This is a genomic window from Pseudorhodoferax aquiterrae (assembly GCF_014652235.1).
Lineage (GTDB): Bacteria > Pseudomonadota > Gammaproteobacteria > Burkholderiales > Burkholderiaceae_C > Pseudorhodoferax > Pseudorhodoferax aquiterrae.
Genome location: NZ_BMYK01000004.1, coordinates 429,762 through 453,895, shown reverse-complemented (window position 1 = coordinate 453,895; position 24,134 = coordinate 429,762). Strand labels below are relative to the sequence as shown.

The following is a 24,134-nucleotide window of genomic DNA, read 5'->3' as shown; positions in this document are numbered from 1 at the left end:
AGGAGGTCATGCCATGTTCAAGGCTCTGGTGATCGAGAAGGACGACGCCGGCTACCGTGCCGGCGTGCAGCAGGTCGACGAGGCCGCGCTGCCCGACGGCGAGGTGCTGGTGCGGGTGGAGTACTCCACCATCAACTACAAGGACGGACTGGCCATCACGGGCAAGTCGCCCGTGGTGCGCAAGTTTCCGCTGCACGCGGGCATCGACTTCGCCGGCACGGTCGAGGCCAGCGAAGACGCGCGCTTCAAGGCCGGCGACCGCGTGGTGCTGAACGGCTGGGGCGTGGGCGAGACGCACTCGGGCGGCCTGGCGCAGAAGGCGCGCGTCAAGGCCGACTGGCTGGTGCCGCTGCCCGAGGGCCTGACCACGCGCCAGGCCATGGCCATCGGCACGGCCGGCTACACCGCCATGCTGTGCGTGCTGGCGCTGGAGCGTCACGGCCTGGCGCCCGGCATGGGCGACGTGCTGGTCACGGGCGCCAACGGCGGCGTGGGCAGCGTGGCCATCACGCTGCTGGCCGGGCTGGGTCACCGCGTCGTCGCCTCCACCGGCCGCACCGGCGAGGCCGCGCACCTGCAGGCGCTCGGCGCGGCCGAGGTGATGGACCGGGCCGAACTCTCGGCGCCAGGCAAGCCGCTCGGCAAGGAGCGCTGGGCCGCCGTGGTCGACTCGGTCGGCAGCCACACGCTGGCCAACGCCTGCGCGCAGACGCGCTACGGCGGCGCCGTGGCCGCCTGCGGCCTGGCGCAGGGCCTGGACTTCCCGGCGTCCGTGGCGCCCTTCATCCTGCGCGGGATCACGCTGTACGGCATCGACAGCGTGATGGCCAAGCCCTCGGTGCGCATGCCGGCCTGGGAACGGCTCGCGCGTGACCTGGACCTGGCGAAGCTGGACGCGCTCACGACCGAGATCGGTCTGGATGAGGCCGTGCAGGCCGGCACCGACATCCTGGCCGGCCGCGTGCGTGGCCGGCTCGTGGTCGACGTCAACCGTTGAGTTGGCGTCGCCGCAGCGCCAGCGCCGCCAGTCCCGCGAAGAGCAGCGCCGCCGCCGGCGGCTCGGGCACCTCCTGTGTGAGCGGCGTCTGCGTGCCGGTGAAGCGGCCGTCGCCCGTGAAGGCGACGCCGGTGACGAAGGCCGTGGTGTCGCCAGGGTCCAGGCCGGCGCCGGCCTCGATGCCGGTGACGCGGAAGCGGTCCACGCCCGCCAGTCCGAAGTCGAAGGTCCTGCCGCCCAACCAGTCCGGCGCGACCAGCCACCAGTCGCTACCGTTCCACAGCCACAGGTCGTACAGACCGTCGCCCACGTCGCTGGGCAGCACCACGCTGCGGAAGTTCGGGTCGCCCGCGCCGATCTGGTAGTCGTAGCCGACCGCGACCAGCGGATCGATGTAGTAGGTGGTGTTGACCGCCACGGCGAAATTGAACTCGAAGGCGCCGTCGGCCCGCACCGCGGGCAGCTGCACCTGTTGGCCGCCGGTCTCGGTCGGCGTGAACTCCGCATAGACCCGCGCCACGGATTGCAGGTTGCTGTTGTTGGTGCGTGTGCTGCCATCGCGCGTCTGCAGCGCCGAGATCTCGATGGTGTACTGCTTGCCGAATTCGAAGGCATAGCCGGGCACCGTGAAGTGCGCCGGATCGACCGTGTAGCTGGGCGTCTGCAGGTCGCGGCTCATGACCTGGCCGTTGCTGAGCGGGCCCTTGCTCGGGTCGTTGTTGACGAGGCTGCGGTCGAAGATGTTCACGCGGTAGCCCTGCACCTGGTCCTGCGCGGGCGGCGTCCAGCTGAAGGTCGGCGCCGCGGCCGTGCCGGCCAGCGCGATGCTGTTGACGAAGCCGATGGGCCGCGCGCCGGCCGGCAGTTGCACCTGGGCGCTCGCGCTCTCGTTGCCCTTGCTGAAGCGCAGCGTCCAGGGCTGGAACAGGTTGGGGTGCAGCGCGCCGCTGGTCGGCAGCGTCAGGTAGCGCGAGAAGAAGTTGGGAATGCTGGGACCGGGGTTGGCGTTGACCGTGCGCTCGACCAGACCCCCGCCGAACACGTCGATGGTGCTGGCCACGCCGCTGATGCCGGCCGGGCTGCCGGTGGCGCTGTCCACGACCGAGTTGGCGCCGAAGCGCACGTAGGCGCCTTCGAGAAAGCCCAGCGTGTTCTGCGCACGCGTCTCGAAGTTCATGAACGGGGTGGTGATGACGATCTCGGCCTGCGCCGGCACGGCGGCCGCAAGGCACAGGCCCGCGAGGGCGAAGCGGACAGATGACGGCATGGGCGACTCCTTGGATGGGGAGCCGCCATCACACCAGGCGGGCAGGCCCGGCGCATCGTCAGGTTTGACGAGGCGCAGCGCAGATGGGCGTCAGTCGCCCGACGGCTCGCGGCGCGCCGGGGGCACCGAAGCTCGGCCCAGGGTCAGCACCAGCGCACAGGCCAGCGCGAACAGCAGTGCGCCGAACGGGGGCTCCGGCATGCGCCAGCCGAGAGCAGCAGCCGGCACCTCGGGCAGCAGCACGACCGCGGCTGTCGCGCTGGCGAACAGCAGCAGGCAGCAGAGGGACACAAGGCGGGTGATGGACATGCCGCGATGAAACCACCATTGCGAGCCCATCGCATCTGCAAGATGGTGGAAGTTATGTGTTTTGAGCGCCGGCATGACCGCAGTCACCCCGCCAGCCAGCGCGCTGGCGCCGTCACCGCCCTGCTGCAACCCTTCGTTCTCAGCGATGGCTGGCCGCGCTGCATCGCACGACGCCTGCGCAGCCGGCCATCAGCCGGCGAACCAGCGTGCCGGAACGATCACGAGCGCGGGGAACAGGACCATCAGGAACATCAGAATGAACTGCGCGACCATGAAGGGCCAGACCCCTTTGGTCACCTGGTCCATGCTGATCTTGCCGACGCCGGCCACGGTGTTGAGCACCACGCCCACGGGCGGCGTGATCAGCCCGATGGCGTTGTTCATGATGAACAGCACGCCGAAGTAGACCGGATCGATGCCCGCGGCCTTGACGATGGGCATCAGCACCGGCGTTAGGATCAGGATGGTGGGCGTCATGTCCAGCGCCGTGCCCACGACCATCACCAGCAACATGATGGCGGCCATCAGCACACGCGGGTTGTCCAGCAGCGGCTGCAGCAAGGAAACCACCTGGTCGGGCAGTTGCGCCACCGTGATGAGCCAGGCGCTGACCATGGCGCCGGCCACCAGGAACATGACCACCGCCGTGGTCTTGGAGGCCGCCAGGAACAGGCCGAACAACTGGTTCAGCTTGAGTTCCCCGTAGACGCAGACCGACACCACCAGCGCGTACACCGCGGCCACCACGGCGGCCTCGGTCGGCGTGAACACGCCGAACTTCAGGCCGACGATCACGATCACCGGCAGGCCGAGCGCGAACAGCGCGTCCTTGAATGCCAGGAAGATCTCTGCCCTGCTGCGGCGCGGCTGCGGCTGCACGTTCTCGCGCCGGCTCAGGATCCACCAGGTCACGCACAGCGCTACGCCCAGCAACACACCGGGCACGATGCCGGCCAGGAACAGCTTGGAGATGGACACGTTGGCCGCCACGCCGAAGATCACGAAGCCGATGGACGGCGGGATCACGGGCGCGATGATGCTGGCGGCCGACAGCAGGCCGGCCGAGCGCGCCTTGTCGTGCCCGGCAGCCACCATCATGGGCAGCAGCAGCGCCGCCAGCGCAGCGGCATCGGCCACGGCCGAGCCGGACAGTGCGGCCATCATGATGGCTGCGGCGATGGACACGTAGCCCAGGCCGCCCCGCACGTGGCCGACCATGGTCATCGCGAACTGCACGATGCGGCGCGACAGGCCGCCCGCGTTCATGATCTCGCCGGCCAGCATGAAGAAGGGCACGGCCAGCAGCGGGAAGCTGTTGGCCCCCTCGAGCAGGTTCTGCGCCAGGATCTGGGCATCGAACATGTCCAGATGCCACATCAATGCGGCACCGCTGGCCAGCAGCGCATAGGAGATCGGCACGCCGATGGCCATGGCGGCCAGCAGTGCGCCCACGAAAATGAAGATGGTCATGTCGGCGAGTCCTCAGAAGCTGTGAATGAACCGATCGCGGCCACGACGGGGTGCGCCGGGCCGCAGGCGTAGGCGCAGGCCGCCGCCCGGGCTCGTGCCCGGGCAAGGCCTGCAACGCCCGCATGTGGCCTGGCGCGCCCCGGCCCGAAGGGCGAGGCCCTGGGCGCGGCGATGGTGCTGAACACCACTGGCCATCGGGCCTCGCGTGGTCGTGAGGGGTTCGTTCACAGCTTCTCAAGCCTTTGCGTCGCCGTGCGGCACGTCTTCGTTTTCGGTGATGTTCACGAGCTCAGCCTCGCTCATGCGGCCCGTCACGAGCCGGAACAGCTGCAACAGCAGCACCGGGACGGACAGCACCGAGAACACCAGGCCGCTGGCATAGAAGTAACCCATGGAGGCTTCCATGACGGCGCTGGTCGAGGCCCAGTTGATCTTCACCTGCTCGTACGAGCCGCGAAAGACCAGCCATGTCAGAAAGAGCATCAGCAGCAGCGTGAGCAGCAGGCACAGCTTCTTGCCGCCGGGCGGCAGCCTGGAGATCAAGGAATCGGTGCCCAGGTGGGCACGTTCGTTCAACGCCACGACGGCGCCCAGGAAGGTCATCCACACGAACAGCCAACGCGACAGTTCTTCGGACAGCAGCAGGCCGGAGTTGAAGCCGTAGCGCATCACCACGTTGCCGAACACCAGCACCACCATGACGGCCATGCAGATCACCATGAGCCACTGCAAGCCCTTGAAGAGCCCGTCGATCGCGCGCTGCACGGGCTCAGGCCTTCTGGATGCTCTGCGCCAGCGCCACGACGCCGCGCAGGCCCAGAAGGTACGACATCGGGCCCAGGCCCTGGATCGTGGCCTTCACCGCCGGCGAGATGATGGAATGGGCACGCCAGGTCTCGCGCGCGGCGATGTTGGACATGTGCACTTCCAGCACCGGGAACGGCATGGCCTTGATCGCATCGTGCAGCGGCACGCCGTGCTGGGTCAGCCCGGCCGGGTTGACCAGCGCGCCGGCGGCCGTGTCGATGTGCGCGTGCAGGAAGTCGACCAGCGCGCCTTCGTGGTTGGACTGCAGCGTGGCCAGCTCGACGCCGAGCTCGCCGGCCAGCGTGGCCAACTGCTCGTTGATCTGCGCCAGCGTGGTGGTGCCGTAGATGTGGGGTTCGCGCCGGCCGAACAGGTTCAGGTTGGGGCCGTGCAGGACGAGGATCTTCATTTCTTGTGTTCCGGAGCGCTTGGGGACTTCACTTGCGGACCTTGGCCAGCTCGTCGTTGTAGAGCTTGACGATGGCGGGGTCGTAGCTGCTGGCGAACTTCTCCAGCACCGGCTTGACGATGGCGCCCATGCGGGCCTGCTCGGCCGGGGCGATGGTGTTGTACTGCATGCCCTTGGCCTGCAGCTCGCCCACGGCCTTCTGCGCGGCGGCGCGGCTGACCTGGCGCTGGTAGCGGCGGGCCTCGTCGGCCGCTTCGTGCATGGCCTTCTGCTCGGCCGGCGAGAGCTTGTCCCAGAAGCGCTTGCTGACCAGCACGATGTTGGCGGCGTAGACGTGGTTGGTGGCGCTGACGAACTTGTTCACCTCGAAGAACTTGTTCGACAGGATCACGGCGAAGGGGTTCTCCTGGCCGTCCACGGCCTTGGCCTCCAGCGCGCCGTACAGCTCGGCGAAGGGCATGGGCACGGGGTTGGCCTTGAAGGCCTTGAACGATTCGAGGAACACCGGGTTCGGGATCACGCGCAGCTTGAGGCCTTCCAGGTCCTCGGCCTTGGCGATGGGCCGCTTGCTGTTGGTGACGTTGCGAAAGCCCAGGTCCCAGTAGCCCAGCGCGACCAGGCCCTTCTCCGGCAGCCGCGCGATCAGCGCCAGGCCCAGCGGGCCGTCCAGCAGCGCATCGGCTTGCTCGAAGGTGGACACCGCGAACGGGAAGTCCACCAGGCCGAACTCCTTGACGATGCCGGCCAGCGAGGTCGTGGCCGGGGCCGACATTTCCTGCACGCCGCCCTGCAGCGCGGACTGCTGCTGCATCTCGTTGCCGAGCTGGTTGGACGGAAACTCCTGCACCTTGAACTTGCCGCCCGTCTTGGCCGCCAGCAGTTCGGAGAAGCGCTTGACGCCGAAGCTCACCGGGTGGTCGGTGTTGTTCAGGTGGCCGAACTTGATGGTGCGCTCCTGGAAGTCCTGGGCCAGGGGGGCGGTGGCGGACAAAGCCAGCACGGCGCTCGCGGCCGTGGCCAGGACGCTGCGGAACAAGGGATTCACGGGTGCTCCTCTCGGGGATGGGTGGTGGAATGCGGCAATGCTAAATTTCTAGGAAATCTTTTCCATTAAGGAAAACCCTTCCAAACAAGAAGGCGCTTCCGAACAACAATCCGGCGCATGGCAAGCACGCTGGAACGTTCCCTGACCATCCTGGAATACCTGGCCATGCGCCCGACAGGCAAGACCCTGTCGACCATGGCCGAGGAGCTGGCGCTGCCGCTGTCGGCCTGCCACCGCCTGCTCAGCGACCTGGTGCGCTGCGGCTACGTGCGCCAGACACGCGAGCATGGCGATTACGCATTGACCACCAAGCTGGCGGCGCTGGGCCTGTCCTACCTGGGCGGCTCGGGCATTGTCGAGCTGGCCCAGCCCATCATCGACCGGCTCGCCGAGACCAGCGGCGAACTCGTGCGCCTGGCCATCGTCGACGGCGACCGGCTGACCTTCGTGGCCAAGGCCCAGGGCGCGCGCTTCGGCCTGCGCTACGACCCCGACATGGGCATCGACGTGCGTCTGTCGTGCAGCGCGGCCGGCCACGCCTGGCTCATGACGCTGTCCGAGGAGCGCGCGCTGGAACTCATCGTCCGCCAGGGTTTCGGCGAGCCGCGCGACTACGGGCCGCACGCGCCGACCGGCTGGAAGGCCGTGGTCGACCTGCTGGCGCAGGACCGCGTGCGCGGCGTCTCGCAGATGCACGAGATGTATGCGCCCGGCATGAGCGCCATGGCCGCGCCGGTGCGCCGGCGCGGCGAGGCGGCCACGGGCGTGATCACCATCGCCGGGCCGTCCATCCGCCTGGACGCGCGGCGCATGGAGGAACTGGCCGCGCCGCTGCTGGCCGCGGCCGAGGAATTGGCGCTGGCCACGGCCGCCTCGCCCATCCTTGCGCGCCGCCCGGGAGCAGCGCGGTGAGCGCGCTGCCCCTGCGCGGCACCGCAGGCCGCACCACCTGGAGACCCAACCCCATGCCCGCCCACCGCCGGCCCCGCGGCTTCACGTTGCTCGAGCTGCTCGTCGTCATGGTCATCATCGGCCTCCTGGCCGCCTACGTGGCGCCGCGCTACTTCTCGCAGGTCGGCAAGTCCGAGGTGCGCGCCGCGCAGGCGCAGATCGCCGCGCTGACCAGCGCGCTCAACACCTACCGGCTCGACGTGGGCCAGTACCCCAGCGACGAGCAGGGCCTGGCCGCGCTGACCGCGCGCCCCACCGGCGTGGCCCGCTGGGACGGCCCCTACCTGCAAAAAGGCGTGCCGCCCGATCCCTGGGGCCGGCCCTACCTCTACAAGTCGCCCGGCCAGCACGGCGAGTTCGACCTGTACTCGCTGGGCAAGGACGGCCAGGCCGGCGGCAGCGGCGACGCGGCGGACGTGACCAGCTGGTAGAGGAGCCCCACGCGATGCAGTTCGATGTGCGCGGCTTCCGCCCGGGCGAAGGCGTGGTGCGGCTGGCGGTCGAGGCCGACGACCTGGCCACGGCCACGCAGCGCGCCCGCGCCCAGGGCCTGGCCGTGCTGTCGGCCGCGCCCCGGCGCGCCCTGTTCGCCCGGCCCGGCCTGCCCTCGCTGCGCCTGCAGCGCAGGCCGCGCTTTCCGCTGCTGCAGTTCACGCTGGAGCTCATGGCCCTGCTGCAGGCCGGCCTCTCCTTGCCCGAGACGCTGGACACGCTGCTGGAGAAGGAAACGCGCAGCGACGTGCGCCCCGTGCTGGCCGCGATGCGCGCCCGGCTGTTCGAAGGCCAGTCCTTCTCGCGCGTGCTGGCCGCGCTGCCCCAGGCCTTCCCGCCGCTGTACGTGACCACGGTGCAGGCCTCCGAGCGCAGCGGCGACCTGGTCGAGTCGCTGGCCCGCTATGTGGACTACCACGAGCGGCTGGACCTGGTGCGCAAGAAGGTGGTGTCGGCCTCGATCTACCCGGTCGCGCTGCTGGCGCTGGGCGGCCTCGTGGTGCTGTTCCTGCTCGGCTACGTGGTGCCGCGCTTTTCCGGCATCTACGCCGAATCGGGCCCCGACCTGCCCTGGATGTCGATGCTGCTGCTGCGCTGGGGCCAGGGCGTGCAGGCGCATGGCGCGGCCATCGGCGCCGCGCTGCTCGTGCTCGCGGTGCTGGCCGCCGCCAGCGCGCGCCGGCTGCTGCCGCGTGGCGTCGCGCTGCTCACGCGCATCCCGGCCATCGGCACGCGGCTGGCCACCTACCATCTGGCGCGCTTTTACCGCTCGCTGGGCATGCTGCTGCGCGGCGGCACGCCCATCGTGCCGGCCCTGGCCATGGTCGCAGACCTGCTGCCGCTGCACATGCGCCAGGGCCTGGTGCACGCGACGCAGCAGGTGCGCGAGGGCATCGTGCTGTCCGACGCCATGGCCGCCGCGGGCCTGACCACGCCCGTGGCCACGCGCATGCTGCGCGTGGGCGAGAACAGCGGCGACATGGCGGCCATGATGGAGCGCATCGCCGGCTTCCACGACGAGGAGCTCGCGCGCTGGATCGAATGGTTCACCAAGCTGTTCGAGCCCGTGCTGATGGCCGTGATCGGCGTGGTCATCGGCGCCATCGTGATCCTGATGTACCTGCCGATCTTCGAGCTGGCCGGAAGCCTGGGATGAACGCGGCCCTGCCCTCCTTCACGGCGCGCGCCATCGCCCAGGCGCGCCGGCTGGCCAACGAACGCGGCGCCCCGGTCGTGCGCATGCTGGAAGAACTGTCCGGCGACGCGCCCGAGCGCTTCACCGCGCGGCTCGCGCAAAGCCTGCACTACCCGCTGGCGCGCATCGCCGACCTGCACGCCTGGCAACCGGCCTTCGACGCCCTGCCCTTCGCTGCCTGCCACGCGCTGCAGATGCTGGCGCTGCGCGATGGCGATGGCGCGCTGCAGCTCGTGCTGGGCGACCCCTTCGACGACCAGCGCTGCGCACGGGCCGAGCAGGCGCTGGGTCAGCCGGCGCGCTGGGTGCTCGCGCACGGTGGCGACATCGCGGCCTGGCTGGCGCGGCACGAGGAAGGCCTCTCGGCGCTGGAGCAGTTGCAGATCGCCGGGGGCGCCAGCGCCAGCGCCGGCAGCGAGGCCGAGGACCTCTCGTTCCAGAGCATCGCCGAGGGCAGCAGCGCCGTGGTGCGCCTGGTGCGCTCCACGCTGTACGACGCGCTCAAGGCCAATGCCTCGGACATCCACCTGGAAACCGGCGCCGGCGGCCTGGCCATCAAGTACCGCATCGACGGCGTGCTGGTGGCCGTGCGCAGCGACGCGGGCCAGGAACTGGCCGAGCAGGTGATCTCGCGCATCAAGGTGATGGCGCAGCTGGACATCGCCGAGCGCCGCATCCCGCAGGACGGGCGCTTCACGGTGGCCGTGCGCGGCCGCGAGATCGATCTGCGGGTGTCCATCATGCCGTCCATCTTCGGCGAGGACGCGGTGCTGCGCATCCTGGACAAGCAGCAGCTGGCCGACGCCGCGCGCGGCCTCACGCTGGACAGTCTGGGCTTCGGTGCGCCGGAGCGCCGCACCATCCGCCGCCTGGCCGGCGAGCCGCACGGCATGCTGCTCGTGACCGGCCCCACCGGCAGCGGCAAGACCACCACGCTGTACGCCGCGATCTCGGAGATCCACCACGGCCACGAGAAGATCGTGACCATCGAGGACCCGGTGGAGTACCAGCTGCCCGGCGTGCTGCAGATCCCCGTCAACGAGAAGAAGGGCCTGACCTTCGCGCGCGGCCTGCGCTCCATCCTGCGGCACGACCCCGACCGCGTGATGGTGGGCGAGATCCGCGACGCGGAGACCGCGCAGATCGCGATCCAGGCCGCGCTGACGGGCCACCTGGTGTTCACCACCGTGCACGCCAACAACGTTTTCGACGTGCTGGGCCGCTTCGCACACATGGGCATCGACGCCTACAGCTTCACGGCCGCGCTGAACGGCATCGTGGCGCAGCGGCTGGTGCGGCGCAATTGCCCGCACTGCAGCGTGCCGGTGCAGCCGGGCGCGGAAGCGCTGGCCGATGCCGGCCTGGCCGGCGCGGACCTCTCGGCCGTGCACTTCATGGCCGGACGCGGCTGCGGCCAGTGCCGCGCCACCGGCTACCTGGGCCGCGTGGCCATCGCCGAGATCCTCGTGATGACGGACGAACTGGCCGAGCTCATCATCACGCGCCAGCCCGTGCGTGTGCTCAAGGACACCGCGCGCCGCAACGGCACGCGGCTGCTGCGCGAGGCCGCGCTGGACCTGTTGCGCGCAGGCGCGACCAGCCTGGAGGAGGTGCAACGTGTCACGACTGCCGTGGCGTGAGCAGGCCGCCGTCTGGCTGGCACCTTCGCAGGTGGGGCTGGTGCTGCGCCGGCGCGGCTGGCAGGCGCCGCAGCAGCACCGGCACGCCGTGGCTGCGGACGGCGCCGATGCGCTGCTGCTGGCGCTGGGCGCCGTGGCGGCCCAGGCCGCGCCGCGCCGCGCGCGGGCGCGCATCGTGGTGTCCAACCGCCTGGTCCACATGGCGCTGTTGCCCGACGGCCGTGCGCTGCGTGGCGGGACCGAACGCCGCGTGGCCGCGCGCGAACTGCTGCGCGGCGTGCATGGCGACGCGGTCGAGGGCTGGGACCTGGCCGTGGACGCTGCCGCCGGTGCCGGCATGCCCGCCGCTGCGCTCGATGCGGGCTGGCTCGCGCGCCTGCGGCAGCAGGCATTGCAGGCCGGCCTGCATGCCGTGTCCGTGCGCCCGCTGCTGGCGCTGGCGGCCGCCCACGCCTGGCCGCGCCTGGCCGGCCGCGCGGCCTGGCTGCTGGTGACCGAGGTCGACGGCGCGCTGCTGGCGCGCATCGATCCGGCGCAGGGCTGGCAGAGCCTGCGCAGCCTGCCCTTCGATGCCGTGCAGGGCCAGGCCGCGCTGGCGCCCTGGCTCGCGCGCTGCGCGCTGCTGGAGGGCCTGGAGCCCGCCGAGCAGCCGCTGGTGCACGTGGCCTGGCAGGGCCTGGCAGCGGCGGGGCCGGTCACGTCGCCCGACCTTCCCGGGTGGCAGGCCGAGCACCTTGCGCTGAGCGCGCAAGACATTTGAGATGGCCTTGCGCGCACCCGAACTCGAGTTCCTGCCGCCCTCGCCCTGGGCCCGCTGGTGGGGCCACGGCGTGCTGGCGCTGGGCCTGGCGGCCTGCGCGCTGGTCGGCCTGCGCCACGGCCAGGCCCTGGATGCGCAGGCCGTTGCACGCGCGCGCCTGCAGCCGCAGACCGGCAGCGCCGCCAGGGCCGTGCCGCCCGCGCTGGCGGCCGAGACCGCGGCGGCGCAGGCCGTCGCGGCCACGCTGGCCGTGCCCTGGGATGCCTGGTTCCGCGCGCTCGAGGCCGTCGAGGTGCCCGGTGTGTTCCTCACGGCGCTGCAGCCCGAGGGCGGCAGCCGGCGCGCGCGGCTGGGCGGCCACGCCGCGGACCTGGCCCAGGTGCTGGCCTACATGGCCCGGCTCGAACGGCAACCCGGCTTCCGCCAGGTGCTGCTGGTGGAGCATGCGCTGCAGGAGGATGCGGCCACGCCGGCGCTGCGCTTCACGCTGACCGCCGAATGGGAGGGGCCATGACGGCCGGCCGCCTGGCTGCGATCGGCCTGTTGCTGCTCGCGCTGGCCGTGGCCGCCGAGTTCACACTGGTCGCCCCGCTGCGCGCCGAGCAGGCCGCGCTCGCGGCCGTGGTACCGCCAGCGCCGCGCGCCGATGCCGCGCAGGCGGCGCCGGCCGCGCAGCTGGCGCAATTCCATGCGGCCTTCCCGCCGCTGGATGCGCTGGCCGAGGCGCTGGCCGCCATGGACATCGCGGCGCGCCAGGCCGGCGTGCCGCTGCGCGCGGCCGAGTACCGGCTGGAGCAACGCGCCGACGACCCGCGCCTGGCGCGCTACCGCATCGCGCTGCGCACCGCGGGCGACTACGCGCAGATCCGCGGCCTCCTGGGCGGTCTGCTGGAGCACAACGCCTTCGTCGCGCTCGACGACGTGCAGTTCCGCCGCACGGCCGATGCGCGGCTCGAGGCCGATCTGCGGCTGTCGCTCTACCTGCGCCGCTGAGCCATGGCCTTGTCCACCCGCCAGCGCTGGATGCTCTACGGTGTGGCCGCCCTGCTCACGGGCGCGGCCATGCTGGCCGCGCCGCCACAGGACGCGGCCGACCCGCCCGCTGCCAGCGCGCCGGCGGCACGGCCGGCCCGTGCCGCCCAGGCCCTGCCTGCCGCCGCGCTGGCCGTGCCGCAGCGCCCCTATGGCGGCGCCGGTCGCAACCCCTTCGGCGACCCGGCGCAGGAAGCGGTGGCCGCTGCTGCCGCAGCGCAGGGCGCTGCCGCCGCACGGCCCGCGGCGCCGGTGCCGGCGCCCGACCAGGCCGCCGCCGCACCGGCACTGCCCTTCCGCTTCCTGGGCCGCTGGACCGAAGACGGCACGAGCACCGTGTTCCTCGCGCACGGCCCACGCCAGCTGGCCGCCGTGGCCGGCCGCCCTCTCACCCCCGACTACCTGGTCGAGCACATCGGCACGCGCGAGCTGCGCCTGCTGCACGTGCCGACCGGCACCCGCCACGTGCTGGCCCTGGTGGCCAGCCAGGGCGCCGGCGCGCCAGCGGCCGGACAGGCGCCCGCCGCACCCGACACCGAGGAGCAGAACTAGTGACATCGCCACACCGCGCCCGCCGCGCGCACGCCTTCCCGCCGCACTGGCGCTGGCCCGCCCTGGTGGTGCTGGCGCTGCTGGCGGCCTGTGCCTCGCCGCGCGAGGCCTCCGTGCAGTCGGCGCAGCAACTCATCGCGGCCGGCCAGGTGGAGGCGGGCCTGGCGCAGCTGGAACGCGCCGCCCGCACGCCGCCGCTGGACCCCAGCGCCTACAACGCCTACATGCTGCAGCGCGACGCGGTGGCCGGCGTCTACCTGCGCGACGGCGACGCCGCCCGCGCGGCCGGCCTGCTGGACGTGGCCGAGGACCGCTACCGCAGTGCGCTGCGCATGGACCCGGCCTCGGTGGTGGCGCAGGGCGGCATCCAGGCCGTGCAGGCCGACCGCGCGCACCGTCTGTCCGTGGCCGAGGCCGAGCGCCTGCTGGCCGCGGGCGACCTGGACGGCGCCGACCGCATCGCCCGCAGCGTGCTCGCGCGCAACTCGCGCCAGCGCGGCGCCGAGGCCGTGGTGCGCAGCGTGGCCGAGCGCCGCCGGCTGCTGGAACAGAAGGAGCCGCAACTGCGCCAGGCCATGGCGCGGCGCCTCACGCTGGAGCTGCGCGACGTGCCGCTGGCCACGATCTTCGAGATCCTGTCCAACCACGGCGGGCTCAACTTCGTGCTCGACAAGGACATCAAGGGCGACCAGCGCACCACCATCTTCGTGCGCGACACCAGCCTGGCGGACGTGCTGGGCGTGCTGCTGCAGACCAACCAGCTCGAGCGCAAACTGCTCAACGACAACACGCTGATCGTCTACCCCAACACCCAGGCCAAGCAGCGCGAGTACCAGGAGCTCGTGATGCGCAGCTTCTACCTCGCCAATGCCGACGCCAAGCAGACCGCCGCGATGATCCGCGCGCTGGTCAAGACGCGCGACCTGTTCGTGGACGAGCGGCTCAACCTCGTGATCATGCGCGACACGCCCGAGGCCATCCGCCTGGCCGAGCAACTGGTGGCCACGCAGGACCTGGGCGAGCCCGAGGTCATGCTGGAGCTGGAGGTGCTGGAAATCGCCTCCAGCGTGGCGCAGGAGATCGGCCTGCGCTTTCCGGAGCAGATCGTCGGCCGCATCCCTGGTACCGGCGGCACGACCTCGGACGGCCTGGTGCAGCTGGGCAGCGGCGGCCTGCGCGCCTACACCGCCAACCCGCTCCTGATCCTGAACCTGCGCCAGACCGACGGCGGCGCCAACCTGCTGGCCAACCCGCGCATCCGCGTGCGCAACCGCGAGAAGGCCAAGGTCCACATCGGCGAGAAGGTGCCCGTGATCACCACCACCTCCACCGCCAACGTGGGCGTGTCCTCGGCCGTGAGCTACCTGGAGACGGGACTGAAGCTGGACGTGGAGCCCAACGTCTACCTGGAGGACGAGGTCGCCATCAAGGTGCAGCTGGAGGTCTCCAACATCCTCTCGCAGCTCAACATCTCGGGCACGGTGGCCTACCGGCTGGGCACGCGCAACGCCACCACCACGCTGCGCCTGCGCGACGGCGAGACCCAGGTGCTGGCCGGCCTCATCAACAACGAGGACCGCCAGAGCATGGCCAAGCTGCCCGGCGCGGCCGAGCTGCCGGTGCTGGGCCGGCTGTTCCGCAACAACGACCAGACCGTGGCCAAGACCGAGATCGTGCTGCTGGTCACGCCGCGCGTGCTGCGCAACGTGCGCCGGCCCGAGACCGTGGAGAGCCAGTTCGCCTCGGGCACCGAGTCCGTGCCGGGCCGCGTGCCGCTGCGCTTTCGCGATGGCACGGCCATGGCGCTGACGCCGCCGGGCGCAGCCACCACGGCCACGCCGGCCGGCCGCGCGGCCGCCGGCGCGCCGGTGCCCGAGGCGCTGGCCGCCCTCGGCGCGCAGGTGCCGGCGCAGGTCGGCATCGGCGAGGAGTTCAGCGTGCAGCTCGCGCTGCCCGACGGCAACCAGGCCATCACGGCGCGCGTGCAGCTGCGCTACGACCCGGCCCTGCTGGCGCCCGTGGGCGGTGCGGGCGATGCCGGCGTGGAGCTGTCCTCCTCGGGCATGGCCGGCGTGGCCGCACCACCGGCCACGGTGCGCCTGCGCGTGCTGGCCAAGGCGCCGGGGCAGGCCGAGATCGGCTTCGACGTGGCCAGCGCCAACCTGCCGGTGCAGGCGCCGCCGCCTGTGCAGATCGGGATCGTGCAGCGATGAGCGCCGCGCCGGGCCGCCCCAAGCAAGCGCGCGCCCCCTCGGGGGGCAGCGAACCTCGCGCAGCGGGGAGCGTGGGGGCCACATTCCACCGCGGCTTCACGCTGGTCGAGCTGACGGTCACCGTGGCCATCGTCGGCGTGCTCGCGGCCATGGCCCTGCCGCTGGCCGAACTGGCCGTGCAGCGCAGCAAGGAGGCCGAGCTGCGCAGTGCGCTGCGCCAGATCCGCCAGGCCATCGACGACTACAAGCGCGCCGCCGAGGCCGGCAGCGTGCCGCGCGCGAGCGATGCCACCGGCTACCCGCCCACGCTGCAGGCGCTGGTGGACGGCGCCACGAACGCGCGCGACCCGCAGGGCCGGCCCGTGCGCTTCCTGCGCCGCGTGCCACCCGATCCCTTCTTCACGGGCGAGGGCAGCGTGCCGGCGGCCCAGACCTGGGGCCTGCGCAGCTACGCCTCGCCGGCCGACCAGCCGCAGCCCGGCAAGGACGTGTACGACGTGCATTCGCTGTCGGACCGCACCGGCCTGAACGGCCGCCCGTACCGGGAGTGGTGACATGACGCCACTCCGTTTGAATGGCTCACTTCGTGTAGCCATTCCATCCCCCTCCAGGGGCACCGCCAGCGGCCGGGCAGAGCCCGTTCCGCGGCGTCTGCTGGGGCCGCTCGAACAGCGGCTTGCGGATCGGGTTCATACGGAGCAAACGGCGCACCGTGCGCGTGCATATCGCCACGTTCTGCGTGGCTTCACGCTGGTCGAACTGCTGGTGGTCATGGCCATCCTGGCCACGCTGCTGTCGATCGCCGCGCCGCGCTACTTCGGCGCGGTGGAGCACGCGCGCGAGAACGCGCTGCGCCAGTCGCTGGCGGTCATGCGCGACAACATCGACAAGTTCTACGCCGACACCGGGCGCTACCCGGACGACCTCGCGGAACTGGTGCGCCGGCGCTACCTGCGCGCGCCGCCGGTGGACCCCTACACCGACAGCAGCGAGAGCTGGATCTTCGTGCCGCCGCCGGCCGCCGCCGACGGCCGCGCCGCGCCGGGCCGCGTCTACGACGTGCGCAGCGGCGCGCCGGGCAAGACGCGCGGTGGCACCGAACTGTCGGCGCTATGAGGCGGCAGCGCGGCTTCACCTACGTGGGCCTGCTGCTCGCCGTGGCCCTGCTGGGCGCGGGCCTGGCCGCCACGGGCAGCCTGTGGAGCGTGCACGCCCAGCGCGAGCGCGAGGCCGAGCTGCTGTTCGCGGGCGACCAGATCCGCGCGGCGATCAAGCGCTACTACGAGGAGGTGCCGCTGGGCCAGCAGCACCGCTTTCCGCAGCGCCTGGACGAACTGCTGCTGGACCGGCGCTGGCCCACCGTCCGCCGACACCTGCGCCGCGTCTACCTGGACCCCATGACGGGCAGCGACTGGGTGCTGGTGCCGGCGCCCGGCGGCGGCATCCTGGGCGTGCACAGCCGCTCGACCGCGGCGCCGCTCAAGCGCCAGGGCTTCGGCCGCCTGGACACCGCCTTCGAGGACGCCGCCCAGCTCTCCGACTGGCGCTTCGTCTACCGCGTGGCCCAGGAGGACGGCGCCGAGGCCACGCAGCCGGCCGCGCCCGGCGCCTTGCCCACCGTGCCGCTGTCGGCGCTGCCGCAGTTCCGCGCCGGCACGCCGTCGAGCGCGAGGTAGGTCGCGCCGTCGGCCGCCTCGGCCACGAAGGCGAGGCGCCCGTCCACCGCGACGAAGCCGCGCGGGAAGGCACCGGCCGCGCCGGCACGCTCGTCGCGCAGCAGTTGCGCGTCGCCCGGTGCACCGCGTGTCTGCCAGACCTCCATGCCCAGGCGGCCGTCGTCGGCGGCGAACACGATGCGCTCGCCCAGCCGCGTGAAGGCCCAGGCGTTGGAATGGCCGGGGCCGGCGTGGATGTCGGCCAGCAGCCGCGTGCCGGCCACCGTGCCGTCGCTGATCCAGGGCTCCACGCCGTGCACGCCGTCGTAGGCCGCGAACACCACCTGCTCGCCCAGCGCAGTGAGGTGGCTGGGCAGCGCATTGGCCGGACCGGGCCGGATGTCGGCCACCAGCGCCGTGCCCTCGGCGCTGCCATCGCTGCGCCACAGCTCGATGCCGTGGCGGCCGTCGTCGGCGGCGAACCAGAGCCAGCGGCCGGCCTGCACCAGGTGGCGCGGCTGCGCGCTGTCGCGGCCGGGCCGGATGTCGCGCACCAGTTGCGTACCGGCGGCCGTGCCGTCGCTGCGCCAGAGCTCGCGGCCGTGGCGGCCGTCGTCGGCCGTGAAGAACAGCGTGTCGCCCACGCGCGTGAGCTGCTCGGGGTTGGCATCGCCGTCGGCCCGGATGTCCCGCACGCGCCGGGTGCCGGCGGCCGTGCCGTCGCTGCGCCACAGTTCGGTGCCGCCCTCGGCGTCGCTGGCGCTGAACAGCAGGGCGCCGCCCAGCACCGTGAGCTGGCGCGGCAACCCGCCCGGCGCGCCGGGATGGATGTCGGCCACCAGGCTGGTGGTCTCGGCCGTGCCCTGGGTGCGCCACAGTTCGAAGCCGTGGCGCCCATCGTCGGCGGAGAAGTACAGCGCGTCGCCGAAGGCCACGAAGCCGTTGGGCAGCGAGCCCTCCGGGCCCGGCCGCAGATCGGCCACACGCGTGGTGCCGGCCTCGGTGCCGTCGCTGCGCCACAGTTCCAGGCCGTGCTGGCCGTCGTCGGCCGCGAAGTAGGCCTGGCCGCGCCACAGCGTGAGCCCGCTCGGGTGCGCGCCCAGCGGCCCCGGCCGGATGTCGCGCACGAGGCGGCGACTGCCGTCACGGGCATCGACGGCCCACAGCTCCGTGCCATGCCCGTCGCCGGCATCGGCGGCCAGCAGCAGCGTGCCATCGGGCAGCGTGGCCATGCCGCCCGGATGGTGCAGCGCCGGCCCGGCCTGCGCCGCGGCATGCAGCACGGCGGCGCCCGCCGCCAGCGCGGCGAGCCGACGGCACCAGAGGGAAGCCCGCACCGCCATGCTCAACGGCAGAACGGCACCAGGCCCATGGCCGACTTGATGCCGGCCACGATGTGCTTCTGGAACTCGGCCGCGCCCGGGAAGGCCGAGGTGTCCTCGGCGAAGGCCGCGCCGTCGTGGCCCAGCGTGGTCACCCACGAACGGCCGCCGTCGTAGTACTGGCACCAGGACACGGGATGGAAGTTGCCATGGCCGGGGTGCGTGCCGCGCTTGGTGGCCAGCGAGTTGGTGTCCACCGTCAGCAGGAACTTCACGTTGGTCGGAAACGGCACCAGCGTGTACCACTCGTCCTTGAAGCCGAAGCTGTCGGGCAGCATCTCGGTCGAAGCGTCGTTCTTGTTGACCACCTGCACGGTGCCGTTCTGGTTGGCGCCGTGGTCGTAGAAGTTGGCATTGCCCAGCAGGCCCTCGTAGTAAGGCCAGTTGTATTCGGTGCCGAAGGCGTTGTGGATGCCCACGAAGCCGCCGCCGCGGCGCATGTACTGGCGCAGCGCATGGCGCGCCGCATCCAGTTGCGTGCCGCCGGCCGCGGTCTTGGCGTGGTCCCACAGCGCGTCGCGCGTGGGGCTGGCGAAGATGACGGCCTTGTAGCCGTTCAGGCTGGTCATGCGGGCCACGTCCTCGGTCCAGTCGGCCTGGATGCCTTCGGCGGCCAGCAGGCGCACGAGGGCGTTCTGCACGACGTTGGCGGGCGCCAGCGGCGGGTTCAGGCCGGGGGCCAGCGCCGGCCCCAGGTTGGCATGGCGCGGGCCGGCCGTGCGCGAGTAGATCAGCACCTTGTTGGGCGTGCTGGCGAAGGCGCCCCAGTCGTTGTAGCAATTGGGGTTGGTGCCGCGGCAGACCTTGTAGTAGGGGTCCAGGCTGCCGGGTGCGGGCGCGCCGGTCTGGGCCTGTGCGAAGCCGGCCAGGAACAGGGCGGCGGCGGCGCCGAGGGCGCGGGTGGTACGGGACATGGTGTTTCCTTGGATCGAAGAGGGGAAGGCCGGACGGGGCGGGCTCATTTGCAGAAGGGCACCAGGCCCATGGCCGACTTGATGCCGGCCACGATGTGCTTCTGGAATTCCGCAGCGCCAGGGAAGGTGGAGGTGTCCTGCGCGAACGCGCCGGCGTCGTGGCCCAGCGTGGTTACCCAGGAGCGGCCGCCGTCGTAGTACTGGCACCAGGACACGGGATGGAACTTGCCGTGGCCCGGGTGCGTGCTGCGCTTGGTGGCCAGCGAGTTGGTGTCCACCACCATCAGGAACTTCACGTTGGTCGGGTACGGCATCAGCGTGTACCACTCGTCCTTGAACGCGAAGCTGGCCGGCAGCATCTCCGTGGAGCTGTCCTTCTTGTTGACCACGCGCACGGTGCCGTTCTGGTTGGCGCCGTGGTCGTAGAAGTTCGCGTTGCCCAGCAGGCCTTCGTAGTAGGGCCAGTTGTATTCGGTGCCGAAGGCGTTGTGGATGCCCACGAAGCCGCCGCCGCGGCGCATGTATTGGCGCAGCGCGTGGCGCGCCGCGTCCAGTTGCGTGCCGCCGGCGGCGCTCTTGGCGTGGTCCCAGAGCGCATCGCGCGTGGGGCTGGCGAAGATGATGGCCTTGTAGCCGTTCAGGCTGGTCATGCGGGCCACGTCCTCGGTCCAGTCGGCCTGGATGCCTTCGGCGGCCAGCAGGCGGATCAGCCCGTTCTGCACGGCGTTGGCCGCCACCAGCGGCGGGTTCAGACCGGGGGCCAGCGCCGGTCCCAGGTTGGCATGGCGCGGGCCGGCCGTGCGCGAGTAGATCAGCACCTTGTTGGGCGTGTTGGCGAACGCGCCCCAGTCGTTGTAGCAGTTGGGATTGGTGCCGCGGCAGGCGTTGTACTGGGTGTCGAGGCTGCCCGGCGCGGGCGCCCCCATCTGCGCCAGGGCCGCGGACGACAGGCCCGCGCCGGCCAGCGCCAGTGCGCAGGCGCGCATGCGGCGGCCGCCACTGCCATCGATTTTTCGATGCATGGAGTTAATCCTTCAGGAGAAATGAGAAAACGAAGCTGCGCCTTTTTCGGATCGGCGAATCTTCAGCACCGGGCTGGGCGCTCAGGTGCTGCGCATTGGGACTGGTTGAATATGTCTCCCCCTTTCGTTATTCGCCTGATTTCAGGGAATCAAAGCATGTGGAATAGTTTTCCAATCCTGTTGCAAAAGCACATGAACGTCAAGAGGGGAAACATGGAAACATCTTCCACATCGACTCGCTAGACTCGCATGCCGCCATTTTTTTGTGTCCCGACAGTCGGTTGGGGCTGCGGGGGCGCCCTCGATTCAACGGATTGGAGTGTTTATGCGTTTTTCCAGAATGAAAAAGTCCGCCGCGGCGGCATTGCTGGCGGCATGCGCCGCCATGGCGCAGGCTGGTGTGGTCACGAGCACCCTGGCCGATTTCAGCACCGGTGACAGTGTCTGGAGTTCCTGGCCTTTGGCTCTGAATGTGGGCCAATTCAATTTCTCGTCCCAGGGCAATATCGTGTCGGCCACGCTGAGCGGCACATTCGGCAATGGGTTCTCCAGCACGACCACCGAGGTCTTCGTCTACGGCGACGGCGTAGAGGTGGCCTACTGCTCGCTGTGGGACGACTGCGCGACCAACAGCGAGGTCAGCCCGCCCACGGCCTTCAGTTACACCTTCACGGGCGCCGAGCTGGCCTTGCTGCAGGACGGTGCGCTGAACCTGTCGATCAGCAAGGAGTACGACGGCTACGTGAACCTGGGCAGCCTGACGCTGACCCTGGTCAACGACGTGCCCGAGCCTGCGAGCGCCGCCCTGCTGCTGGCCGGTCTGGCCGGCCTGGGCTGGTCGCGCCGCGCCCGCCGCCCCCAGGCCTGAAGCACAAGGCCCGGCGATGCCGGGCCCTCTTCGCGCAACGGCCCCGCGCCCGCAGGCACGGGGGCCGTTTGCACTTCAGCCGCGGCGGCGGCGCAGGCCGAGCAGCGCCGCCAAGCCAGCGCCGAACAGTGCCAGGCTGGCGGGTTCGGGCACCTCGGCCGCGCCCTGGGCGCTGGCCTCGGCACTGGCCGTGCCGGTCAGGTCGTAATAGCCGAGCTGGCCGGCCGCCAGCGTGACATCGAAGACCCAGGTGCCGCTGGCCACGGCCAGGCCGCTCACCGCGTCGAACGAGAACAACTCCTCGTTCAGCGAGGTGCCGGTGCTGCCGTCGTAGGCCCCCGCCATCAGCGCCATCAGCGCATGGCCGTAGTCGGCCAGCGGATCGGACGCATCGCCCTGCACTTCGATGCGCCAGCCGATCGTGAAGGTGACGGTGCCGTCCTCGGTCAGGCTGAACACGCCGGCCTGGTTGGCATAGGCGCGGCTGGTGTGTGCGGGCACGTCGATGGGCAGCAGGTTCGTGCGGGTGGCCTGGGCGTTGCCCTGCAGGGTCTGGCCCGCCGTGGCCGCCGAGGCGCCGGCGTAGGGGCTGGAGGCCGCCAGGGCCTGGCTGGCCCAGCTGCTCCAGTCGTTGGACGCGCTGTCGTAGCCCAGCGCGCCGCCGCCGGATGCGGCTTCGGTGTCCAGGCGCTGGTACTGGTCGGCGGTGGACCAGTTCAGCGCGCCGCTGGAGACGCTGTAGCTGAAGCTGGTGGTGTCGAAGCGGGCGACGGCGGCCTGGCTGGCGGCCGCGCCGAGCGTGAGGGCCAGGGCCAGGCCGAACGAGGTGATGCGGTGGTTCAAGTCATGTCTCCGGTGGGATCGGGAAGATGGCCCCGCCGCCGTACGGCGGCGAGGCCGTGGGAGCTGTCAGTACACGACGACCTTGCCGGTCGAGCGCGGGTCGGTGCAGTCGTTGTAGAAGTACTCGCCGCGTTCGCTGAACGTGTACTGGAAGGCCTGGCCCGGTGCCAGCGGGCCGGCATTGAACAAGCCTTCGAAGAACTGCGTGGCGCAGTGCTGCTTGGTGTTGGTGGCCGGATTCAGGAAGGTCACCGTGGTGCCCACCGGCACACGCAGGTGCTGCGGTGCCATCGCGTTCACGCCGCCGGCTTCGGCCGCGCCGACCTGGCCGCCGCTCCACTGCCGTGCCAGCGTGACGGTGTTGTTGACGACGCTGCCCTCGACCGCCGCGGCGCTGATGGGACGGCGGATGACGGGCTTGGTCGGCTCGGCCGCCTGTGGCACGGTGCCGCCGATCTTGAAGGCCCACAGGTGGTCGCCGCGCTGGGCCGAATCACCGTAGGGAATGCCGGTGCCGCCGGCATAGATGGCCATGTACTGCTCGCCGTTGACCTCGTAGGTGATGGGGCTGGCGCTGATCGCCGCACCGGTCTGGAAACGCCACAGCTCGCGGCCGTTCAGCGCGTCCATGCCGAGCAGGTTGCCATCGGGCTGGCCGATGAACAGCAGGTCGGCGGCCGTGGTCAGGATGCCGTTGCCGTGGGCCAGCGAGTACGGCATGTCCTTCTTCCAGCGGATCTTGTTGGTGGCCGGGTCGATGGCCACGATGCCGCCCGTCATCTCCGTGCCCAGCGGACGCAGGCCGTTGCTGGCCTCGGTCAGCGAGTGGGCCGAGCTCACGTAGCCGAAGCCCGTGTAGACGAGCTTGGTGCTGTGGCTGAAGGAGACATGGCTCCAGTCGCCGCCGCCGCCCTGGCCGGGGATGGACAGCACGGGCTCGTCCCAGTGCGCCGAGTACAGGCAGCCGCGCTTGAAGTTGGGCACGGCGCGGGCCGGGCCGCTGTCGGTCACGCACAGCGGCATCCAGGCGTCGCCGCGCGGATAGGGCTGCGTGGGCCAGGTGTTCTGGCGCGCGTCCTGCGGCACGGGCTTCTCGTCGATGCCGACCAGCGGCGTGCCGTCGGTGCGGTCCAGGATGTACCACATGGCCGTCTTGCTGCCGTAGATCAAGGCCTTGCGCGGCTTGCCCTTGACGGTCACGTCCGCCAGCACGGGCGCGTTGACGTTGTCCATGTCCCAGATGTCATGGTGCACGGACTGGAAGTGCCACCTGTAGGCGCCGGTCTTGGCGTCCGTGGCGACGATGGAATTGGCGAACAGGTTCTGGCCGGGCCGCTGCGAGCCGTCCTGCGAGGAACCGCCGCGCGCGTTGCCGAAGGTCCAGTAGACGAGGTTCAGCTCCGGGTCCACGGCCGGGTGGATCCAGGGCGTGGCGCCGCTCTGCGGGCCGCCGCCCCAGGTGTCGTAGCCGAACTCGCCCGGGCCGGGGATGCCGAAGAAGTACCACTTGAGCTCGCCGGTGCCCGCGTCCACGGCCAGGGCGGCGCCGCGCGTGCCGTCGTTGGTGCCCAGGTAGAGCATGCCGTCGTGGTAGACCACGCCGACCTTGGCCACGTTGCCATAGCCGTTGATCTGCTTTTCCCAGACGACCTGGCCGGTGTCCTTGTTCAGCGCCACCACGGTGTTGCCGGTGGCGATGGTGAACACCATGCCCTGGCCGATGGCCGGGCCGCGCCGCGTGATCGTGCCCTTGCCGGGGTAGACCCACTTGGTCTGGCCCGTCACGCCGTCGACCGCATGCAGCCGGCCCAGCGCCGACTCGATGTAGATCACGCCGTCCTTGACGATGGTCGTGCTCTGGTTGGTGCCGGTGGTGATGCCGCCCTCGATCTCGTTGAGCCAGATGGCGCCGAGCTGCCGGACGTTGGACTTGTTGATCTGGCGCAGCGCCGAGTAGTTCTGGTTGCCCAGGTTGCCGCCGACCTTCTCCACGTCGCGCGTGGTGGCCGTGCAGCAGCCGGGAGACTGGCTGGCGGGCTCGGCCAGGGCCGGCGGCGCGGCCGCCAGGACGCCCAGCGTCATGATCAGGGAAGGGATGAGCGCAAGGCGCATGCGAGGTCTCCGGTGGTTGTGGAAATGGGCGGTCGGCACGGCGCGCCTGCGCAGGGGCGCCGTTTCCCGGGGCGCGCGGAAATGCGCGCCACGAGATTTAGAAATAGTTTCCATGTGGAATTAGTTTCCATATTACGTGCAGGCTAGGCTTTGGCACCTGGGGTAAACCTGTACGCAGTTCGGTCGAACGGCCGGCTGG

24 protein-coding genes are annotated in these 24,134 nt (G+C 71.1%); 13 read left to right on the top strand and 11 right to left on the bottom strand.

Going from position 1 to position 24,134, the window contains the following annotated elements:
* Window positions 1-13 precede the first annotated feature (13 nt).
* Window positions 14-997 (top strand): acrylyl-CoA reductase (NADPH), encoded by a 984-nt coding sequence (acuI, locus tag IE209_RS10070; protein WP_189686801.1) that lies wholly within the window; start codon window positions 14-16, stop codon window positions 995-997.
* Here acuI and IE209_RS10065 read toward each other — a convergent pair.
* From IE209_RS10065 to IE209_RS10040, 6 genes are all read right to left on the bottom strand, one after another.
* Window positions 987-2,264 (bottom strand): PEP-CTERM sorting domain-containing protein, encoded by a 1,278-nt coding sequence (locus IE209_RS10065; protein ID WP_189686800.1) that lies wholly within the window; start codon window positions 2,262-2,264, stop codon window positions 987-989. The genes acuI and IE209_RS10065 overlap by 11 nt on opposite strands.
* A 90-nt stretch (window positions 2,265-2,354) precedes the next feature.
* A complete protein-coding gene (locus IE209_RS10060) occupies window positions 2,355-2,702 on the bottom strand; it encodes a hypothetical protein (RefSeq protein ID WP_189686799.1) in 348 nt (115 codons plus the stop codon).
* A 60-nt stretch (window positions 2,703-2,762) separates the two neighbouring features.
* Window positions 2,763-4,043: a TRAP transporter large permease subunit gene (locus IE209_RS10055; protein ID WP_189686798.1), complete on the bottom strand. Its 1,281-nt coding sequence runs from the start codon at window positions 4,041-4,043 to the stop codon at window positions 2,763-2,765.
* 234 nt (window positions 4,044-4,277) lie between these two features.
* On the bottom strand, window positions 4,278-4,808 hold the full coding sequence (locus IE209_RS10050; RefSeq protein WP_308433164.1) for a TRAP transporter small permease: 531 nt from the start codon (window positions 4,806-4,808) through the stop codon (window positions 4,278-4,280).
* Window positions 4,809-4,812: 4 nt separating this feature from the next.
* Window positions 4,813-5,259, bottom strand: a complete 447-nt coding sequence (locus IE209_RS10045; protein ID WP_189686797.1) for a type II 3-dehydroquinate dehydratase — start codon at window positions 5,257-5,259, stop codon at window positions 4,813-4,815.
* Between the two features lie 28 nt (window positions 5,260-5,287).
* Window positions 5,288-6,304 (bottom strand): TRAP transporter substrate-binding protein, encoded by a 1,017-nt coding sequence (locus IE209_RS10040; RefSeq protein WP_189686796.1) that lies wholly within the window; start codon window positions 6,302-6,304, stop codon window positions 5,288-5,290.
* A gap of 117 nt (window positions 6,305-6,421) precedes the next feature.
* Here IE209_RS10040 and IE209_RS10035 point away from each other — a divergent pair, with 117 nt between their 5' ends.
* From IE209_RS10035 to IE209_RS09985, 11 genes are all read left to right on the top strand, one after another.
* Window positions 6,422-7,216: an IclR family transcriptional regulator gene (locus IE209_RS10035; RefSeq protein WP_189686795.1), complete on the top strand. Its 795-nt coding sequence runs from the start codon at window positions 6,422-6,424 to the stop codon at window positions 7,214-7,216.
* A gap of 53 nt (window positions 7,217-7,269) precedes the next feature.
* Window positions 7,270-7,686 carry a type II secretion system major pseudopilin GspG gene (gene gspG / locus IE209_RS10030; RefSeq protein ID WP_189686875.1) on the top strand — a complete coding sequence of 139 codons (417 nt, stop codon included), beginning with the start codon at window positions 7,270-7,272 and terminating at the stop codon, window positions 7,684-7,686.
* Window positions 7,687-7,700: 14 nt separating this feature from the next.
* Window positions 7,701-8,903: a type II secretion system F family protein gene (locus IE209_RS10025; protein ID WP_189686794.1), complete on the top strand. Its 1,203-nt coding sequence runs from the start codon at window positions 7,701-7,703 to the stop codon at window positions 8,901-8,903.
* Window positions 8,900-10,582 (top strand): GspE/PulE family protein, encoded by a 1,683-nt coding sequence (locus IE209_RS10020; RefSeq protein WP_189686793.1) that lies wholly within the window; start codon window positions 8,900-8,902, stop codon window positions 10,580-10,582. Before IE209_RS10025 ends, IE209_RS10020 begins: the two co-directional genes overlap by 4 nt.
* Window positions 10,560-11,342: a hypothetical protein gene (locus tag IE209_RS10015; protein ID WP_189686792.1), complete on the top strand. Its 783-nt coding sequence runs from the start codon at window positions 10,560-10,562 to the stop codon at window positions 11,340-11,342. Before IE209_RS10020 ends, IE209_RS10015 begins: the two co-directional genes overlap by 23 nt.
* A 1-nt stretch (window position 11,343) precedes the next feature.
* Window positions 11,344-11,856, top strand: a complete 513-nt coding sequence (locus tag IE209_RS10010) for a PilN domain-containing protein (protein WP_189686791.1) — start codon at window positions 11,344-11,346, stop codon at window positions 11,854-11,856.
* Entirely contained in the window at window positions 11,853-12,335 is a 483-nt protein-coding gene (locus IE209_RS10005; protein ID WP_189686790.1) for a hypothetical protein, read from the top strand. The genes IE209_RS10010 and IE209_RS10005 overlap by 4 nt, the downstream gene beginning before the upstream one ends.
* Before the next feature lie 3 nt (window positions 12,336-12,338).
* Entirely contained in the window at window positions 12,339-12,926 is a 588-nt protein-coding gene (locus IE209_RS10000) for a hypothetical protein (protein WP_189686789.1), read from the top strand.
* Entirely contained in the window at window positions 12,926-15,139 is a 2,214-nt protein-coding gene (locus IE209_RS09995) for a secretin GspD/PilQ domain-containing protein (RefSeq protein WP_189686788.1), read from the top strand. The genes IE209_RS10000 and IE209_RS09995 overlap by 1 nt, the downstream gene beginning before the upstream one ends.
* 71 nt (window positions 15,140-15,210) lie before the next feature.
* Window positions 15,211-15,693, top strand: coding sequence for a type II secretion system protein (locus tag IE209_RS09990; protein ID WP_229882781.1), 483 nt, complete (start codon window positions 15,211-15,213; stop codon window positions 15,691-15,693).
* Between the two features lie 97 nt (window positions 15,694-15,790).
* Window positions 15,791-16,255, top strand: coding sequence for a type II secretion system protein (locus IE209_RS09985; protein ID WP_373305317.1), 465 nt, complete (start codon window positions 15,791-15,793; stop codon window positions 16,253-16,255).
* Window positions 16,256-16,691: 436 nt separating this feature from the next.
* On the opposite strand, the gene IE209_RS09980 is transcribed toward IE209_RS09985, so the two are convergent.
* Genes IE209_RS09980 through IE209_RS09970 form a run of 3 tightly spaced genes read right to left on the bottom strand, consistent with a single transcriptional unit; the run spans window position 16,692 to window position 20,112 of the window.
* A complete protein-coding gene (locus IE209_RS09980) occupies window positions 16,692-18,131 on the bottom strand; it encodes an ELWxxDGT repeat protein (RefSeq protein WP_189686785.1) in 1,440 nt (479 codons plus the stop codon).
* An 8-nt stretch (window positions 18,132-18,139) separates the two neighbouring features.
* Window positions 18,140-19,090, bottom strand: a complete 951-nt coding sequence (locus IE209_RS09975; protein ID WP_189686784.1) for a ThuA domain-containing protein — start codon at window positions 19,088-19,090, stop codon at window positions 18,140-18,142.
* 44 nt (window positions 19,091-19,134) lie between these two features.
* Window positions 19,135-20,112 carry a ThuA domain-containing protein gene (locus tag IE209_RS09970; protein ID WP_189686783.1) on the bottom strand — a complete coding sequence of 326 codons (978 nt, stop codon included), beginning with the start codon at window positions 20,110-20,112 and terminating at the stop codon, window positions 19,135-19,137.
* A gap of 340 nt (window positions 20,113-20,452) precedes the next feature.
* Between IE209_RS09970 and IE209_RS09965 the strand changes: the two genes are divergently transcribed.
* Window positions 20,453-20,980 carry a PEP-CTERM sorting domain-containing protein gene (locus IE209_RS09965; RefSeq protein ID WP_229882779.1) on the top strand — a complete coding sequence of 176 codons (528 nt, stop codon included), beginning with the start codon at window positions 20,453-20,455 and terminating at the stop codon, window positions 20,978-20,980.
* 75 nt (window positions 20,981-21,055) lie between these two features.
* On the opposite strand, the gene IE209_RS09960 is transcribed toward IE209_RS09965, so the two are convergent.
* On the bottom strand, window positions 21,056-21,823 hold the full coding sequence (locus IE209_RS09960; protein ID WP_189686782.1) for a PEP-CTERM sorting domain-containing protein: 768 nt from the start codon (window positions 21,821-21,823) through the stop codon (window positions 21,056-21,058).
* Window positions 21,824-21,889: 66 nt separating this feature from the next.
* Window positions 21,890-23,935 (bottom strand): outer membrane protein assembly factor BamB family protein, encoded by a 2,046-nt coding sequence (locus tag IE209_RS09955; RefSeq protein ID WP_189686781.1) that lies wholly within the window; start codon window positions 23,933-23,935, stop codon window positions 21,890-21,892.
* Window positions 23,936-24,134: the final 199 nt, after the last annotated feature.

Bases quoted from the DNA above. Each gene is read 5' to 3' on its own strand.
- acuI (WP_189686801.1), top strand. From the start codon at position 14: ATGTTCAAGGCTCTGGTGATCGAGAAGGACGACGCCGGCTACCGTGCC.
- IE209_RS10065 (WP_189686800.1), bottom strand. From the start codon at position 2,264: ATGCCGTCATCTGTCCGCTTCGCCCTCGCGGGCCTGTGCCTTGCGGCC.
- IE209_RS10055 (WP_189686798.1), bottom strand. From the start codon at position 4,043: ATGACCATCTTCATTTTCGTGGGCGCACTGCTGGCCGCCATGGCCATC.
- IE209_RS10045 (WP_189686797.1), bottom strand. From the start codon at position 5,259: ATGAAGATCCTCGTCCTGCACGGCCCCAACCTGAACCTGTTCGGCCGG.
- IE209_RS10035 (WP_189686795.1), top strand. From the start codon at position 6,422: ATGGCAAGCACGCTGGAACGTTCCCTGACCATCCTGGAATACCTGGCC.
- gspG (WP_189686875.1), top strand. From the start codon at position 7,270: ATGCCCGCCCACCGCCGGCCCCGCGGCTTCACGTTGCTCGAGCTGCTC.
- IE209_RS10025 (WP_189686794.1), top strand. From the start codon at position 7,701: ATGCAGTTCGATGTGCGCGGCTTCCGCCCGGGCGAAGGCGTGGTGCGG.
- IE209_RS10020 (WP_189686793.1), top strand. From the start codon at position 8,900: ATGAACGCGGCCCTGCCCTCCTTCACGGCGCGCGCCATCGCCCAGGCG.
- IE209_RS10010 (WP_189686791.1), top strand. From the start codon at position 11,344: ATGGCCTTGCGCGCACCCGAACTCGAGTTCCTGCCGCCCTCGCCCTGG.
- IE209_RS10005 (WP_189686790.1), top strand. From the start codon at position 11,853: ATGACGGCCGGCCGCCTGGCTGCGATCGGCCTGTTGCTGCTCGCGCTG.
- IE209_RS10000 (WP_189686789.1), top strand. From the start codon at position 12,339: ATGGCCTTGTCCACCCGCCAGCGCTGGATGCTCTACGGTGTGGCCGCC.
- IE209_RS09975 (WP_189686784.1), bottom strand. From the start codon at position 19,090: ATGTCCCGTACCACCCGCGCCCTCGGCGCCGCCGCCGCCCTGTTCCTG.
- IE209_RS09970 (WP_189686783.1), bottom strand. From the start codon at position 20,112: ATGCATCGAAAAATCGATGGCAGTGGCGGCCGCCGCATGCGCGCCTGC.
- IE209_RS09965 (WP_229882779.1), top strand. From the start codon at position 20,453: ATGAAAAAGTCCGCCGCGGCGGCATTGCTGGCGGCATGCGCCGCCATG.
- IE209_RS09955 (WP_189686781.1), bottom strand. From the start codon at position 23,935: ATGCGCCTTGCGCTCATCCCTTCCCTGATCATGACGCTGGGCGTCCTG.